This window comes from Methylorubrum rhodesianum, assembly GCF_014199985.1.
Taxonomy (GTDB): Bacteria; Pseudomonadota; Alphaproteobacteria; order Rhizobiales; family Beijerinckiaceae; genus Methylobacterium; species Methylobacterium rhodesianum.
In genome coordinates this window covers 421,239-436,254 of sequence record NZ_JACHOS010000002.1, presented here as the reverse complement: position 1 = coordinate 436,254, position 15,016 = coordinate 421,239, and the positions used below count along the sequence as shown (strand labels likewise).

Sequence of the window (15,016 nt, the reverse complement as noted above, 5' to 3'; positions counted from 1 at the left end):
ACTTCGCCGTCCCATGCGGAAGCGGATCGAGCCTCAGGCGGCCCGTCGGCGCAGGCGAAGCACGAAACCAATGACCTCCGCAACTGCGCGATAGTGCTCGGCGGGAATCTCCTGGTCGACCTCCACCGTCGCGTGCAGGGCGCGGGCGAGCGGCGGATTCTCCATCACCGGCACGTCGTGCTCGGCGGCGACCGAACGGATGCGCAGCGCCAGCGAGTCGACACCCTTGGCGACGCAGACGGGGGCGGCCATGCCGGTCTCGTAGCGGAGCGCCACGGCGAAGTGCGTAGGGTTCGTCACCACCACGGTCGCGGTGGGCACGGCGGCCATCATCCGCTTCTTCACCCGGGCCTGGCGCAGCTGACGGATCCGAGCCTTGACCTCGGGGCTGCCCTCGCTCTCCTTGTGCTCCTGCTTCATCTCTTCCTTGGTCATGCGCAGGCGCACGTGCCAGCGGTGACGCTGGTACAGGGCATCGCCGAGCGCGATGGCGGCGTAGGCCGCGAGCATGCCGCCCATCATCTTCAGCGCGAGCGCGAGCGTCCCCTGGAGTGCCGCGCCCGGGTCGAGCTGGGCGAAGGATTCCGCCCGGTCGTGCTCGTTCCAAAGGATCGCCCCCGCGATCGTACCGACCACCGCGATCTTGGCGAGCCCCTTGCCGAAATTGACCCAGGCATCGACGCCGAGCAGGCGCTTGGCGCCGGCCATGGGCGAGATGCGCGCGAATTTCGGCATCAGGCTCTCGGCGGTGAAGATCGGCCGGTGCTGGATCAGGCCGGCGGCGATGGCCGCGAGCATCGCGATGCCGAGCGGCACCGCGAGGGCCTTGGCGCAGACCCATGAGGCGCGCAGGGCGACCCCGAGATAAGTGCCTCCATCCGAGGACAGGCTGCCGGCATGTTCGAGAAAGCCGCGCATGTCGCGGGTCAATCCCTCGGCCACGGGGCGGGCCGAGAGCATCAGGACGAGGGTGAAGGCCGCCAGGATGAAGAAGGTGTTGATCTCGGGGGAGTTCGGAACGTCGCCGCGCTCGATCGCCTGCTCGATGCGCCGCGGCGTCGGGTCTTCGGTCTTGTCCTCGTCGTCGCTCTCGTCGGACACCGGCTCAGGCTCCCGTGTTCCGGATCAGCGCGAGGGCGATCAGCGCGATGGCGATCAGCGCCCGAGGAACGCGCCGAGATAACGGCCGAGATCGTCCAGGAACAGTCCCATGACGAGACCCAGGGCTCCGACGAGCAGCATCATGCCGATCAGCACGGAGGCCGGAACCGCGAGGAAGAACACCTGTAGCTGCGGCATCAGCCGGGAGAGGACGCCGAGCCCGAGATTGAACAGGATGCCGAACACGATGAACGGTCCGGAAATCCTCACTGCCAGGGCGAAGCCGCGGCTGAACGCGTCGAGCGCCAGCTTGGCGGCATCCGCCATGGCCGGGACGCCGCTCGGCGGCAGCAGGAGGTAACTGCGCCCGATCGCTTCCAGGGCGACGTGGTGCAGGTCGGTCGCCATGATGAGGGTGACGCCGAGCAGGGCCAGAAAGTTGCCGAGCGCCGCCTGCTGCCCGCCCATCGTCGGGTCGACGGTCATGGCGTAGGACAGGCCGAGCTGCTGCGAGATCACCACGCCCGCGGTCTGGAGCGCGGCCAGGATCATGCGCACGCACAGGCCCAGCATCAGCCCGATCAGGATCTCGCCGAACAGGAGCCCGATCAGGGCGGGCGATGCCAGGGCGGCGTTGCCCGTCGGCAGCATCGGCCGCACGGTGGGGAACAGCACCAGCGTCACGAGGAGCGCGAGGGCGAGCCGGACGCGGCCGGCGATGAGCTGCTCGCCGAGGCCCGGCATCAGCATGATCAGCGTACCGACCCGGGCGAAGGTGATGAGGAAGGCCGCCGCGAGGCCGGGCAGCAGCAGGTCGAGCGGCGTGGTCATGCCCGCCCATCCTACACGCTCGGCCGTGCCCGCGCTGCGGCTTCATCATCCGCCCGCGGCGATCCGGGCGGCGATCCGCGCCATGTAGGCGGCCATGGCGTCGCCGATGAAGGGGAGCATCAGCAGCATCACCCCGAACACCGCGACGATCTTCGGTACGTAGATCAGCGTCTGCTCCTGAATCTGCGTCAGCGCCTGGAACAGCGAGACGATCAGACCGACGACGAGGGCGACGATCATCAGCGGTCCGGCCACCTTCAGGAAGACGAAGATGCCGTCGCGGGCGATGTCGAGGATGGCGAGGCCGGTCATTGTCTCAAGTTTCTCGCCTGCTCGTCGGGTGTTTGGTGAGGTGTTCTCTCTCCGTTGTCGGGAGAGGGGAGAATCGGAAAAGTATCAGATCGGCATCCTCATGATCTCCTCGTAGGCGGAGATCACGCGGTCGCGCACCGCGACCAGGGTCTGGAGGGCGGTTTCGCTCTCGGCGACGGCGGTGACGACATCCACCACGTTGGCCTTGCCCGCCGCCGCCGAGAGGGCGGCCCGGTCGGCCTGCGCGCCGGACTGGGCGACGCTGTCGAGGCTTTGCTGCAGGAACCCGGTGAAACCGCCCGGGGCCGTCGGCCCCTGGGCGATGCCCTGCGCAGGTTTCGGGATGCCCGGGCGGGCGAGGCCCTGGGCGGCACCGTAGGCGCCGGCGGCGAAGGCGGAGGTCGTCATCGGGGCTACGCCTTCAGGATCTCGAGGGTGCGGGAGATCATCCGCCGCGTGGCGGTCACCATGTTGAGGTTGGCCTCGTAGGAGCGCTGGGCCTCGCGCATGTCCATGTTCTCGATCAGCCCGTTGACGTTGGGCATGCGCACCTCGCCGCGGGCATCCGCGGCCGGGTTGCCGGGGTCGTGCTTGGTGCGGAACGGCGTGGGGTCGCGCCGCACCCGGCCGGCTTCGATGACACTGGCGTTCAACTCGCGGTCGAAGCGGCTCGCGAAGGTCGGGATCTTGCGCCGATAGGGATCACCGCCGGGCGTCTGCGCCGTCGAATCGGCGTTGGCGATGTTCTCGGCGATGATGCGCATCCGGCCGGACTGCGCCTTGAGGCCGGAAGCAGCGATGCCGAGGCTCTTCAGGAAATCCATGACGGTCTCCGTTTACGGATCTCAGCGCTTGCCGACGGCGATCTTCAGGGCGTCGAGGCTCTTCTGGTAGAGCGAGGCGACGAGCTGATAGTCGGCTTGGTTGTCACCGGCCTTCATCATCTCCTCCTCCAGGTTCACCCCGTTGCCGGAGGGGCGGACCTCGAAGCCCTTGAAACGGCGTGGGTCGGCGTTCGGCCCGGCACTGGCCGGCATCCCGATATGCGCGGAATCGGTGCGGGCGAGCCCGTCGCCGCCGACGGAGGCGCCGACGGGGGCAGCGAGGCCGGTGGAGGCGGCCGAAGGCTCAGCCAGGTCGCGCGGGCGAAAACCCGCCATGTCGGCATTGGCGACGTTCTCGGCGAGCAGGGCTTGGCGGGCCTGATGCCAGTGCATCCGGGTGCGCAGCATGCCGAGCAAGGGCAGGTCGGTGAGCGACATGGTGCCTCGGATCCGGTGCGGAAGGCGACGGGACTCGTGAGGAGCCGCACCTCCGGACCCGGCAGAATCTGCCGCCGACATGGTTAAGGAGCCGTTAACCGGGCAAATCCTGCCGGGTGCCCATTCGTCCGCCCCGACGAACGGGGTGAAAAATCGGCGAGTTGCGACGCACCGAGTTGTTAACGAAGTGTCAGCCTTTGTTGCCGGGCGGCTGGGCGGCGGCGATAATCAGGCATTGTATTGCGTGGGGCCGAGATCGCGTCGCCCGCCGGCTCCAGTCACCGCTGGACGCCGCGCACCGACACCGAAGCTCCGACTACGAAAGACGCGGGTCTTGCAAGCGTTCTTCAGTTCCGACGGTCCTCTCGCCCTGCAGTTCCTGGTGATCTTCGTCGTCATCCTGGTGCTGCTCCTGATTGCGGCGCTGCTGTTCATGCGGCTGTCCGGGCGCGGCCTCACCCTTTCGGCGGGGGCGGGCCAGCGCGGCCGCCAGCCGCGGCTCGGCATCGTCGACATCTACGAGCTCGATCGTCAGCGGCAGCTGATCCTGCTGCGGCGGGACAACGTGGAGCATCTGCTTCTCGTCGGCGGTCCCAACGATGTCGTGGTCGAGCGGCACATCCAGCGCGGGGCGGGGAGCCGCTATGCGGCGGAGGGTCACGCGCGTTCGGGCGAGATCGGCGCCGCCGACGCCGGTGGCCTGGAGCCGCCGCGCACCGATCCTTTCTTCGATTCGCCCATGCCTCCGACCTTCGCGATGCCGGAGGTGGTGCCGCCCGCCATCTCCGGCGCTCCGCCCGCCGGCGACCGGGCGCCCCCCCTCGATCCCGGCCTGTTCGAGCCCGAGATCTCGCCTGCCGATGCCCCGGCGCGACCGGTCACGCCGGTCAGCCGCCTGATGCGGCGTACCGCGCCGCCCGTCGTCAGCCCGCGGCCAGAGCCCGCGTCCGAGCGTCCCCCCCGCCCCGAAGGCGCAGCGGCACCGGATTCCGCGCCTGACCCTGCACCGGTCATGGCCAGCCGCGAGCCGAGGGCGGTCGATCCGGCCGTCCTCTCCGACATGGCACGGCAGCTTCAGGTCGCGCTGAAGCGTCCCTCGTCCGCCGTCACGCCGCCGCCCGGAGGCGCCAGCGAAGCACCTCCGCCGCCCGAGCCGGTGACGCCCCGCGCCGATCCGATCGCGGCGGCGATGGCGGGGGCACGGCCGGCCGAACCGGTCCGCCCGTCTCCCGCGACGGCCGTGCCGCCGCCGGCCGTCCCGGTCAGTCCGGAGCCCGCACCGGCCGCCGTGCCGAGCTCGCCCCAATCCGAGCCGAAGCCCGAACCCAGGTCCGAACCGAAGCCGAAGGTGGCCGCCAAGCCCGTTGCCCCGCCCCAATTCGTGGCCCCGTCCCGACCTGAATCCGCCAAGCCGGACCTGCCGAAGCCCGAAGCTGCCAGATCCGAGGCAGCCAGACCCGAGGCGGCCAAAGCTGAGCCGGCCTTATCCCAACCCTCCAGGCCCGAACCGGCGCGGTCCGAGCCGCCGAAGCCGGAAGCGTCGAAGACCGAGGCTTCGGAGGCGGCTGCTCAGGGCCAAAACCCATTCTCGGTCGAGGAGATCGAAGCGGAATTCGCCCGTCTCCTCGGCCGACCGCTCGACAGCAAGACCTGATCGTAGGGTCCCGGTCGGCACGGCGCTCGAGCGAGACCCTGATCCGATCCGATAGGGAAGCGGCGGAATCGAAAGGGCACCGGAGGGGTCATCCGATCGACGACCCCGCCGTCCGATTCCTCCAGACCCCGCCCGATCCTCGCGGTCGGGCCGGAAACAGCCTGTGTCGCGAGATGAGTGAGGCCGGCGAGGCATGGAGGCGCTCGTTGTCGGAGCGGGGGTGGTCGGGCTCGCGATCGCGCGGGCTCTCGCCCTGCGCGGTGCATCGGTCATCCTCGCGGAGGCGTCCGAGGCGATCGGGACCGGCGTCTCCGCGCGCAGCTCGGAGGTGATTCACGGCGGAATGTACTATCCGCCGGGCTCCCTCCGCGCCCATCATTGCGTGGAGGGACGCCACCGTCTCGTCGACTTTTGCGAGAGCCACGGCGTGCCCCACCGCCTCTGTGGCAAACTCATCGTGGCAACGTCCGACGCGGAACGCCCGACGCTCGAAGCGATCTATTCGCGCGGGATCGAGAACGGGGTCGAGGGCCTCGACCTGCTCGAACGCGCCGAAGCCGTCGCGCTCGAGCCGGCCTTGTCCTGCGTAGCCGCGCTTCACTCCCCCGCAACCGGGATCGTCGACAGCCACGCTCTGATGCTCGCCTTCCTCGGGGATGTCGAAGATGCCGGCGGCGTGCTGGCTCTGCGCACTCCGATCGAGGCCGCCGAGCGGCGGGAGGGGCGCTGGCACGTCCGCTTCGGCGGCGCGGCGGCGGGCGACGTGACGGTCGACGGTCTCGTCAACGCGGCCGGCCTCGGCGCGCAATCCCTTGCCCGTCGGATCGAGGGGGCTGTGCCGGGCAGCGTACCCCGGCAGGTCCTGGCCAAGGGCAGCTATTTCGGGTGCGTCGGACGACCGGCCTTCTCGCGGCTGATCTATCCGGCACCGGTCGAGGGCGGCCTGGGCATTCACCTAACCCTGGATCTCGCTGGACGTATGCGGTTCGGACCCGATGTCGAGTGGGTCGACACACCCGACTATAGCGTCGATGCCGCGCGCGCCGATCGCTTCGCGGCACCGATCCGGCGTTACTGGCCCGGCCTGCCGGAGCTAGGCCTGACGCCGGACTATGCCGGCATTCGTCCGAAGCTCACGGGTCCCGGCGAGCCGGCGGCGGACTTCCGCATCGACGGACCAGCCGAGCACGGCCTGCCCGGACTCGTCCAGCTGTTCGGGATCGAGAGCCCGGGCCTGACGTCCTCACTCTCGCTGGCCGAGGCCGTGGCCGATCGGCTGATGGCATGACGCCGGCGCCATGCCCGAGACGATCGTATCAGGCCGGCCCATTCCGATCCCCGTTGCAAGGAGCGGTCTGATGACGAGCCGACACCCACTCGGTCGGGAAGCGTCCTAGGCGGCCCGCATCAGATCGACCGCCGTCTCGTCCGACACCGCGTCGGTGTGAACCTCGAACCGGACCAGCCGCGCCGTGCCGAAGCTCGTCGAGATCGCACAATCCGTGGCGTCGCGACCGCGCGCCATCACGATCCGGCCGATCCGCGGCGTGTTGTGGCGGGCATCGAAAGTGTACCAGCGGCCGCCGAGATAGACCTCGAACCACGCGGAGAAATCCATCGGATCGGGCACGGGTGGAACGCCGATATCGCCGAGATAGCCCGTGCAGTAGCGCGCCGGGATGTTCATGCAGCGGCAGAACGCGATGGCGAGATGGGCGAAGTCGCGACAAACGCCGACCTGCTGGTGATAGCCGTCGGAGGCGGTTCGGGTGGCATCCGCGCGCTGGTAGTCGAAGCGGATGCGTGCATGCACGTAGTCGACGATGGCCTGAACCCGCGCCCAGCCCTCCGGCGTCTGGCCGAAGAGCTGCCATGCGATCCCGCATAGGTTGTCGGTGTCGCAGTAGCGGCTCGCCATCAGGTAGACCATCACCTCGTCCGGCAAGGCGTCCACCGGCGCCTGGCTGGCCTCCGGCACCACTGCATCGGGCAGACCCGAATCGGCCACGAGGAAATCCGCCGCGATCGAGAGGCGGCCGGATGGGGCGACGATGCGGGTGCAGACATTGCCGAAGGCATCGAGCGTCTGCCGCTGCGGAATCGGGGGATCGAACGTGATCGTCTCGGGGCTGCGCAGGTCGCCCTGGCGCGAGGGGTGAACACTGAGCAGCAGCGACATCGGCGTTGCCGCATCGGTTTCGAAAGTGATGTGGTAACCGGTCTTGATCAGCATGGGTCAGCCTGCAACATCGCCCTCAGGCCTCGAACAGTAGATTTCGAGCGGGACAAGCCGGTAAGTTTTTAATCTACGGGCCGTTCCGTTCATGCGCTGCACAAATATTCCGCAGCCGGCTGACTTGGGCGGCATCGGCCGGGGACACGCTGGCCGGGACGTTGACGCGCATTGCTGCTGCAGCGCACTCGGCGGTATGGAAGCGGCCATGTGGACCGCTCTCTGGAACCGTCTCGCCCATCCGGGCCACTTCCTGCGCTGGTCGGGTGCGGCCTTGCCATGGCTCGCCGCGAGCTCGGCCGCGCTGCTGGCGACCGGGCTGTATCTGACCTTTTTCGTCGTGCCGCCCGACTACCAGCAGGGCGACACCGTGCGGATCATGTACGTCCACGTGCCCGCCGCGATCCTCGGCATGGGCTTCTACGGGGCGATGACCCTGTCGGCGATCGGCACCCTGGTCTGGCGTCATCCCCTCGCCGACGTCTCGCAGCGTGCCGCAGCACCGATCGGCGCGGCCTTCACCCTGATCTGCCTCGTCACCGGCTCGCTCTGGGGCAAGCCGATGTGGGGGACCTACTGGGTGTGGGATGCGCGCCTGACCTCGATGCTGGTGCTGTTCCTGATCTATTGCGGCATCATCGCGCTGTGGCGGACCATCGAGGATCCGAGCCGTGCCGCCCGCGCGGTCGCAATTCTGACGCTGGTCGGCGCGGTGAACCTGCCGATCATCAAGTTCTCGGTGAACTGGTGGTCGACGCTGCACCAGCCCGCCTCGATCCTGCGCATGGGCGGTTCGTCGATCGACTCCTCGATGCTCTACCCGCTGCTCGAGATGGTGCTGGCGATGACCCTGCTCGGCGTCACCCTGCACTTGCAGGCGATGCGGACCGAGATCTACCGCCGCCGGGTGCGCACGCTGCTGATCCGGCAGGCCGAGCGGCTCGATTCCGGCGCGCAGGAGGCCGTCGCGGTTCCCCGCGCCGCCGCGACCCTTCCCGTCGGACAGGCGATCTGAGACCAAGCATGGACTTTGGACCCTACGCCCCCTTCATCGCCGGCTCCTACGGCTTCGCCGCCCTGGTGCTCGGTGCCCTGATCCTCAATGGCTGGTGGGACGGGCGGACCCAGCGCCGTGCGCTCGCCGAGCTTCAGGACGACCGGGGAGGGCGGCCGTGAGTGCGCAGGCTCCAGGCGCGATGCCGCCCGGCGGCGAGCGTCCCCGCCGCTCGCTCCTCGTCTTGCTGCCGGTGCTCGTCTTCGCCGTGCTGGCGGTCGCGTTCTTCGTGCGGCTGCGCTCGGGCGCCGATCCGCAGGCTCTGCCCTCGGCACTGATCGGCAAGCCCGTGCCGGCCTTCTCGCTCGCGCCGGTGAACGGCCTGCAGGCCGAAGGCAAGCCGGTGCCCGGACTGTCGAGCGCGGACCTGAAGGGACAGGTCACCGTTCTCAACGTCTTCGCCTCGTGGTGCGCCCCGTGCCAGGTCGAGCATCCGATGCTGATGCGGCTCGCGCAGGAGCCCGGCATCCGCCTGGTCGGCATCGACTACAAGGATCCGGGTGATGCCGGGCGGCGCTGGCTGGAGCGCAACGGTCTCCCCTTCGCCGCCGTCGGTGCCGATACGAGCGGCCGGGCCGGCATCGATCTCGGCGTCTACGGCGTGCCGGAAACGTTCATCATCGGGCCCGACGGTGTGATCCGCGACAAGCTCGTCGGGATTCTGACACCGGAGAACTACGCCAGCGTCCTGGGCCGTATCCGCGCCGCCGGGCGGTCCGCGCCCGTGACCAACTGATCGAAGCGCGCGGCCCGCGCTTGGAAACGCGGGATCGGAGGCGTATGCAGCCCTTGCCGGCTTGAAACCGTTCCAAGGTGGACGGGCCGCGCACTCGGCTGAAATCGCGATCAAAGAGCGCCATGCGGATCGGGCTTTTCGTCCCCTGCTACGTCGATGCCTTCGAGCCGGAGGTCGGCATTGCCACGCTGGAGCTGCTGGAGCGCTTCGGCCTGTCTGTCGAATATCCCTACGATCAGACCTGTTGCGGCCAGCCGATGACGAATACCGGCTGCCACCAGGAGGCGGCCGCGACCGAGGCTCTGTTCGTCAAGAATTTCTCAGGGTTCGATTATGTCGTCGCCCCGTCTGGCTCCTGCGTGCATCAGGTGCGCGAGCACCTCACCGCCATCCCGCAGACCGATGAGGTCAAGGCGGTGCGGGCCAAGACCTTCGAACTGGTCGAGTTCCTGCACGATGTCCTGAAGATCGAGGAGCTGCCCTGGGCAGAGTTTCCGCACAAGGTCGCCTACCACTCGAACTGCAACGCCCTGCGCGGCATCGGCCATGCCCGGCCGACCGAGCTGAACAGGCCGTTCTTCTCGAAGCCCCTCAACCTTCTGAAGAAGGTGAAGGGGCTGGAGGTCGTCGATCTGACGCGCCCCGACGAATGCTGCGGCTTCGGCGGCACCTTCTCGGTGTTCGAGCCGGCGGTCTCTGCCAAGATGGGCTACGACAAGGTGACGGATCAGGCCCGGGCCGGCGCCGAGTACGTCGTTTCGGCCGATTCCTCCTGCCTGATGCATCAGAAGGGCTGCGCCGAGCGTCTCGGCGTGCCGCTGCGATACATCCACATCGCCCAGGTGCTGAACGGAGCCGCCGCATGAGCAGCGACGACCTGACCCCGCGCCAGACCGAGGACGTGCTCCACCGCGAGGTGCGCGCCCCCTCCGACGAGAGCGAGCGGGGACCCGGCGGCGACCGGCTCCAGCACGCCGAGGCCGCCTCGAAGCCGATCCGTGCCGATGCCCCGCGCGAGCCGCAGCCCCGGGGTGCGAAGATCCGCGGCAACCGGCCGATCGATCAGGCGGAAGCCGCCGAGCGCTTCCTCGCCGCGCCGCTGCACCAGAAGGCCCATGACGAGCGCCTGTGGGATGTCCGCCGCAAGCGCGACGTGGCTGCCCACGGCATCCCCGAATGGGAGGAGCTTCGCGAACTCGCCTCGCAGATCAAGACCCATACGCTCACCCATCTCGACCGCTACCTCGAACAGTTCGAGGCGGCGGCCAAGGCCAACGGCGTCCACGTCCACTGGGCCGAGGACGGGGCGGCGCATAACCGGATCGTGCTCGACATCCTGAGGAAGCACGGCGCCAAATCTCTGGTGAAATCGAAGTCGATGCTGACCGAGGAGTGCGGCTTCCGTCACTTCATGGCAGCCCACGACATCGACGTGATCGAGACCGATCTCGGCGAGCGCATCCAGCAACTCGACGAGGAGGAGCCGAGCCACGTGGTGATGCCGGCGGTCCATAAGACCCGCCTCGACGTCGCCGACGTGTTCGCCCGGACCCTCGGGACCGACCCCGACAACGACGACGCCCACTACCTCGCCGAGAGCCAGCGCGAGACCACTCGTCCGCTGATCCTCAAGGCCGATGCGGGGCTGACCGGCTGCAACTTCGCCATCGCCGAGACCGGCACGGTCGTCACCTGCACCAACGAGGGCAATGCCGACCTGTCCGGCAACGTGCCGCCGCTGCAGATTCACTCGATCGGCATCGAGAAGCTGATCCCGCGCGTCGAGCATCTCGGCGTGTTCATCCGGCTGCTCTCGCGCTCGGCGCTCGGCTCGCCGATCACCCAGTACACCTCGCATTTCCGCGCGCCGCGACCGGGAACCGAGATGCACATGGTGCTGGTCGATAACGGCCGCTCCGAGCGGCTGGCGATGGAGGAATTCTGGACTTCGCTCAAATGCATCCGCTGCGGCGCCTGCATGAACACCTGCCCGGTCTACCGGCGCTCGGGCGGCCTCTCCTACGGCGCGACCTATTCCGGCCCGATCGGGCTCATCATCGACCCGACCTTCAACAAGCGGAAATACTCGACCCTGCCGTTCTCCTCGACCATGAACGGCTCCTGCACCAACGTCTGCCCGGTGAAGATCAACATCCACGAGCAGATCTTCGCCTGGCGCAAGGTGCTGGCCGAGGAGCATCAGATCCCGCTGCTGAAGCAGGGGATGATGAAGGCGGCCGGTGCCGTGCTCAGCCGCCCCGCTGCCTATCGCGCAGCGATCCAGACCGCCGATTCGGCGCTTCGCGTGCTGCCGCGCTTCGCCGTCTACAACCCGGCCAACACGTGGGGGAAGAAGCGCGAGATGCCCCACGCCCCGCGCCAGAGCTTCCACGCATGGTACCGGCAGAACCGCATGAAGAAGGGAGGCGACGCGTGAGCCCCCGTGACGCGATCCTCGAACGGCTGCGGACGAACCGCCCGGCCGGCGACTTTCCGCTGCCCGAGGTGCCGACCTTCGCGCCCCTCGTAGGCGACGACCTCGTGGCCGAATTCGCCGAGCGCCTGGGCAAGATGGGTGGCCGGGTCGAGCGGGCCGGTCCGGCCTCCGATCCGTTCGCGACGGTGCGGTCGCGCTTCGATGGGGCGCGGGTGATCGCCTCCGCCGTGCCGGAATTCGTCGGAAACCGCGATCTCGGCGCCGTCCGTAAGCCGGGCGATCTGGCCGACGTGGACGTTGCGGTGGTGCGCGCCCGCTTCGGCGTGGCCGAAACCGGCTCGGTGCTGTTCACGGAAAGCGACCTGATCGTGAACTCGGTCGCCTATCTCGCCCAGCACCTGATCGTCCTGCTCGATCCCGGCGACATCGTCGTGAACATCCAGGCGGCCTACAAGCGACCCGACTTCGCCCAGGCAGCCTACGCCGTGCTCCACACGGGTCCGTCGGCTACCGCCGACATCGAGGGCGTCCTGATCCACGGAGCGCAGGGTGTCCGCTCTCTGACGGTTCTTCTGTTGCAGCGCAAAAAACAGGCAGCCTGAAAACGGAGCCGACGGATCCTCCGCGCGTTTGCGACCAAATGCCTCGCTTGGCGAGGCGGCAACCCCCGCGAAGATCCGGAGACGACCCGTGCGGTTCAAGCTCGGCTGCAGCCTCGCCTACGAGGTCAAGAGCCCCACCACCTTCATCTTCAACGTCGAGGTCGCACAATTGCGCAGCCTCGATATCATCAGCGAAGCCCTGACCTTGACGCCTGATCCGGGGCGTCGGGTCTACGTTCATCCCGACCTCAAGAACCGCTACCTCGGCGTCACCGCGCAGGAGGGTGCGCTCTCGCTCGAGTACAACGCCGAGGTCGCGCTGAGCGTGACCCGGGCCGACCCGGCGACGATCCGCGAGACGCCGGTCGCGGAGCTTCCTCTCGACATCCTGCCCTTCCTCCTGCCGAGCCGTTTTGTCTCCTCGGACCGCCTGACGCCGTTCGCTCAGGCCGAATTCGGGGCGCTGCCCCAGGGTCATGAGCGGGTCAACGCGATCTGTAACTGGATCCACGATCACATCGCCTATCAGCGCGGCGCCAGCGACAGCGAGACGACCGCCGACGAGACGCTTCTCAAGCGGGCGGGCGTCTGCCGCGATTTCGCGCATCTCGGCACGGCCTTCTGCCGGGCGCTCGGCATCCCGGCCCGCTTCGTCAGTTGCTACGCCTACGGCCTCGTACCGCGCGACTTCCACGCCGTGTTCGAGGCCTATCTCGATGGGCGCTGGTGGCTGTTCGACGCGACCCGCCAAGCCCATCTCGACGGTCTCGTGCGCATCGGGGTCGGCCGGGACGCCGCCGAGATCGCCTTCTCGACGCCGTTCGGGACGATGGAGCCCACCGGCATGGAGATCCGCATCGACCGGGCCGATGGAGGCCCCGAGCCGGCACAACGGACGGTCGATGCAATCTCGACCGAAACACCGGCCCCAAATGCTGGCGCCGTGTGATTGCGATTGCCTCACCGCTTCTGCCGAGCCGTCGGCAAAAAATTTGAAATTTTTTCGTCCGAGCCGGATTACCCGGCGCGATCACCCGTCTGCCTTTATGTTCGGGTTATCCGGACGAATCTCCAACTCAACCCGCCCGGTCCAATCCGCGGCGGGTTTTTCTTGTCCTCACATCGACCGCTCGGGAGCGTGCGGATCCGGCCCAGACCCCAAGAGAGATGCGGTATCTTGATACCGTAGTGTCAAGAGCCTTCGTTTCATTGCGGTTTTCTGGCTTAGGCGTCCGTGTCGCGCCTTGACGCGGCCGCGAATCCTCCGTAGTGACCCTCCCGCACGCCGCTGCGTCCTCACCCGACGCGGCGGCGCCTTGTTTCCAACGTCACCGGCACGGGAATCGGCCATGAAGACCACTTCGCTGAAGCCCGCCGACGTCGACAAGAAGTGGGTCGTGATCGACGCCGAGGGCCTCGTCGTGGGCCGTCTCGCTTCGATCGTGGCGATGCGCCTGCGCGGCAAGCACAAGGCCGCCTACACGCCCCACGTCGATTGCGGCGACAACGTCATCGTCATCAACGCGGACAAGGTGAAGTTCACCGGCCGCAAGTACGACCAGAAGGTCTACTACCACCACACGGGCTATCCGGGCGGCATCAAGGAGCGCTCGGCCAAGTTCATCCTCGAGGGCCGGTTCCCCGAGCGCGTGGTCGAGAAGGCTGTCGAGCGCATGCTGCCCCGCGGCCCGCTCTTCCGCCAGATCCTCGGCAACCTGCGCGTCTACAAGGGCGCCGAGCACCCCCACGAGGCCCAGCAGCCGCAGGCGCTCGACGTCGGCTCCCTCAACCGTAAGAACGTGAGCGCTTGATCATGGCGACCCTTCAGTCCCTCGCCGATCTCAATCGGGCGAACACCCAGACGAGCAACTCGGAGAACGAGGCGCCCGTCCACGTCCAGAAGCTGGACGCCCAGGGCCGCGCCTACGCCACCGGCAAGCGCAAGGACGCGGTCGCCCGCGTCTGGATCAAGCCCGGCAACGGCACCGTGGTCGTCAACGGCCGCCCGGTCGAGACCTACTTCGCCCGTCCGGTGCTGCGCATGATCCTGCGCCAGCCGCTGGAGATCGTCAGCCGCGTCGACCAGTACGACATCACCGTCACGGTGAAGGGTGGCGGTCTCTCCGGTCAGGCGGGCGCCGTGCGCCACGGCCTGTCCAAGGCTCTGACCTACTACGAGCCGGAACTGCGTTCGCCGCTCAAGCGCGAGGGCTTCCTGACCCGCGACCCGCGCGTCGTGGAGCGCAAGAAGTACGGCCGCAAGAAGGCCCGCCGCAGCTTCCAGTTCTCGAAGCGCTAAGGCGCTTCATCTTCGACGTTGTCAGGGGCGGGGCCGCGAGGCTCCGCCCTTTTTCGTGTCGCGCAACGAGGCGAGGTCGTCGCATGAAGAAGGGAGTGAGCCCGGACCGTCCGGCTGGCGTTGCCCCGTTGGCGGATCGGCGCACGTTGGTGACGGAGGCGCTGATGCGGCTGGCCCCGCGGCTGCCGGAGTTCGAAGCGGAGGCGGTGGTGGATCGGGCGCTGCGCAGCCCCGGTCTGCGAGGCGCCGTGCCGGAAAATGCGGCCTGGCTCGCCCTCACGGCTTTCGCCCGCCATGCCTTCACCGAGTACGACGACCTCCTCGACGAGGGCTACGACCGCGACAGCGCCCGTCACTTCGTGCTCGACGACATGAACGCGATGCTGGCCGAGTGGGGCTGCCGCCGGCGCGTCTCGGAAGAGGCCGATGCCGATCTGGGCGAGGACGATCTCCCTGACGTGTGAGGGACAAGCGGATGGCTGCCGCTTGCCGGCC

19 protein-coding genes are annotated in these 15,016 nt (G+C 68.3%); 12 read left to right on the top strand and 7 right to left on the bottom strand.

The window, feature by feature from the left end; all coding sequences use genetic code 11:
• Positions 1-33 precede the first annotated feature (33 nt).
• The 6 genes from flhB to flgB form a co-directional block, all read right to left on the bottom strand.
• Entirely contained in the window at positions 34-1,101 is a 1,068-nt protein-coding gene (gene flhB, locus HNR01_RS04525; RefSeq protein WP_183666867.1) for a flagellar biosynthesis protein FlhB, read from the bottom strand.
• Between the two features lie 54 nt (positions 1,102-1,155).
• A complete protein-coding gene (gene fliR, locus HNR01_RS04520) occupies positions 1,156-1,932 on the bottom strand; it encodes a flagellar biosynthetic protein FliR (RefSeq protein ID WP_017485876.1) in 777 nt (258 codons plus the stop codon).
• A gap of 45 nt (positions 1,933-1,977) precedes the next feature.
• Positions 1,978-2,244 (bottom strand): flagellar biosynthesis protein FliQ, encoded by a 267-nt coding sequence (gene fliQ / locus HNR01_RS04515; RefSeq protein ID WP_012454514.1) that lies wholly within the window; start codon positions 2,242-2,244, stop codon positions 1,978-1,980.
• Positions 2,245-2,328: 84 nt separating this feature from the next.
• A complete protein-coding gene (gene fliE / locus HNR01_RS04510) occupies positions 2,329-2,652 on the bottom strand; it encodes a flagellar hook-basal body complex protein FliE (protein WP_017485877.1) in 324 nt (107 codons plus the stop codon).
• A gap of 5 nt (positions 2,653-2,657) precedes the next feature.
• Entirely contained in the window at positions 2,658-3,068 is a 411-nt protein-coding gene (gene flgC / locus HNR01_RS04505; RefSeq protein ID WP_017485878.1) for a flagellar basal body rod protein FlgC, read from the bottom strand.
• 21 nt (positions 3,069-3,089) lie between these two features.
• A complete protein-coding gene (flgB, locus tag HNR01_RS04500; protein ID WP_017485879.1) occupies positions 3,090-3,506 on the bottom strand; it encodes a flagellar basal body rod protein FlgB in 417 nt (138 codons plus the stop codon).
• A gap of 334 nt (positions 3,507-3,840) precedes the next feature.
• On the opposite strand from flgB, the gene HNR01_RS04495 reads away from it, so the two are divergent.
• Both HNR01_RS04495 and HNR01_RS04490 read left to right on the top strand, forming a co-directional pair.
• On the top strand, positions 3,841-5,160 hold the full coding sequence (locus HNR01_RS04495; RefSeq protein WP_183666865.1) for a hypothetical protein: 1,320 nt from the start codon (positions 3,841-3,843) through the stop codon (positions 5,158-5,160).
• A 193-nt stretch (positions 5,161-5,353) separates the two neighbouring features.
• On the top strand, positions 5,354-6,448 hold the full coding sequence (locus HNR01_RS04490) for an NAD(P)/FAD-dependent oxidoreductase (RefSeq protein ID WP_183666863.1): 1,095 nt from the start codon (positions 5,354-5,356) through the stop codon (positions 6,446-6,448).
• 105 nt (positions 6,449-6,553) lie between these two features.
• Here the strand turns inward: HNR01_RS04490 and HNR01_RS04485 are convergent, their stop codons facing one another.
• A complete protein-coding gene (locus HNR01_RS04485) occupies positions 6,554-7,393 on the bottom strand; it encodes a transglutaminase-like domain-containing protein (RefSeq protein WP_183666861.1) in 840 nt (279 codons plus the stop codon).
• Positions 7,394-7,601: 208 nt separating this feature from the next.
• Between HNR01_RS04485 and HNR01_RS04480 the strand changes: the two genes are divergently transcribed.
• The 10 genes from HNR01_RS04480 to HNR01_RS04435 all read left to right on the top strand — a co-directional run bounded on the left by HNR01_RS04480 (position 7,602) and on the right by HNR01_RS04435 (position 14,985).
• Positions 7,602-8,408 carry a heme ABC transporter permease gene (locus HNR01_RS04480; protein ID WP_017485884.1) on the top strand — a complete coding sequence of 269 codons (807 nt, stop codon included), beginning with the start codon at positions 7,602-7,604 and terminating at the stop codon, positions 8,406-8,408.
• Between the two features lie 8 nt (positions 8,409-8,416).
• Positions 8,417-8,569, top strand: coding sequence for a heme exporter protein CcmD (gene ccmD / locus HNR01_RS04475; protein WP_017485885.1), 153 nt, complete (start codon positions 8,417-8,419; stop codon positions 8,567-8,569).
• Positions 8,566-9,183, top strand: a complete 618-nt coding sequence (locus HNR01_RS04470; protein ID WP_026105728.1) for a DsbE family thiol:disulfide interchange protein — start codon at positions 8,566-8,568, stop codon at positions 9,181-9,183. The genes ccmD and HNR01_RS04470 overlap by 4 nt, the downstream gene beginning before the upstream one ends.
• Positions 9,184-9,305: 122 nt before the next feature.
• Complete coding sequence (locus HNR01_RS04465) at positions 9,306-10,049, top strand: (Fe-S)-binding protein (RefSeq protein WP_017485887.1); 744 nt, start codon at positions 9,306-9,308, stop codon at positions 10,047-10,049.
• Positions 10,046-11,620, top strand: coding sequence for a lactate utilization protein B (locus HNR01_RS04460; RefSeq protein ID WP_017485888.1), 1,575 nt, complete (start codon positions 10,046-10,048; stop codon positions 11,618-11,620). The genes HNR01_RS04465 and HNR01_RS04460 overlap by 4 nt, the downstream gene beginning before the upstream one ends.
• On the top strand, positions 11,617-12,222 hold the full coding sequence (locus tag HNR01_RS04455; RefSeq protein WP_183666859.1) for a LutC/YkgG family protein: 606 nt from the start codon (positions 11,617-11,619) through the stop codon (positions 12,220-12,222). Before HNR01_RS04460 ends, HNR01_RS04455 begins: the two co-directional genes overlap by 4 nt.
• An 88-nt stretch (positions 12,223-12,310) precedes the next feature.
• On the top strand, positions 12,311-13,171 hold the full coding sequence (locus tag HNR01_RS04450; protein ID WP_183666857.1) for a transglutaminase-like domain-containing protein: 861 nt from the start codon (positions 12,311-12,313) through the stop codon (positions 13,169-13,171).
• Between the two features lie 400 nt (positions 13,172-13,571).
• The gene (rplM, locus tag HNR01_RS04445) at positions 13,572-14,033 is read left to right on the top strand and encodes a 50S ribosomal protein L13 (protein WP_017485891.1); all 462 of its coding nucleotides are present in this window, start codon (positions 13,572-13,574) and stop codon (positions 14,031-14,033) included.
• 2 nt (positions 14,034-14,035) lie between these two features.
• On the top strand, positions 14,036-14,521 hold the full coding sequence (gene rpsI, locus HNR01_RS04440; protein WP_153876104.1) for a 30S ribosomal protein S9: 486 nt from the start codon (positions 14,036-14,038) through the stop codon (positions 14,519-14,521).
• Between the two features lie 83 nt (positions 14,522-14,604).
• Complete coding sequence (locus HNR01_RS04435) at positions 14,605-14,985, top strand: DUF2293 domain-containing protein (protein WP_153876105.1); 381 nt, start codon at positions 14,605-14,607, stop codon at positions 14,983-14,985.
• The last annotated feature ends 31 nt before the right edge of the window (positions 14,986-15,016 follow it).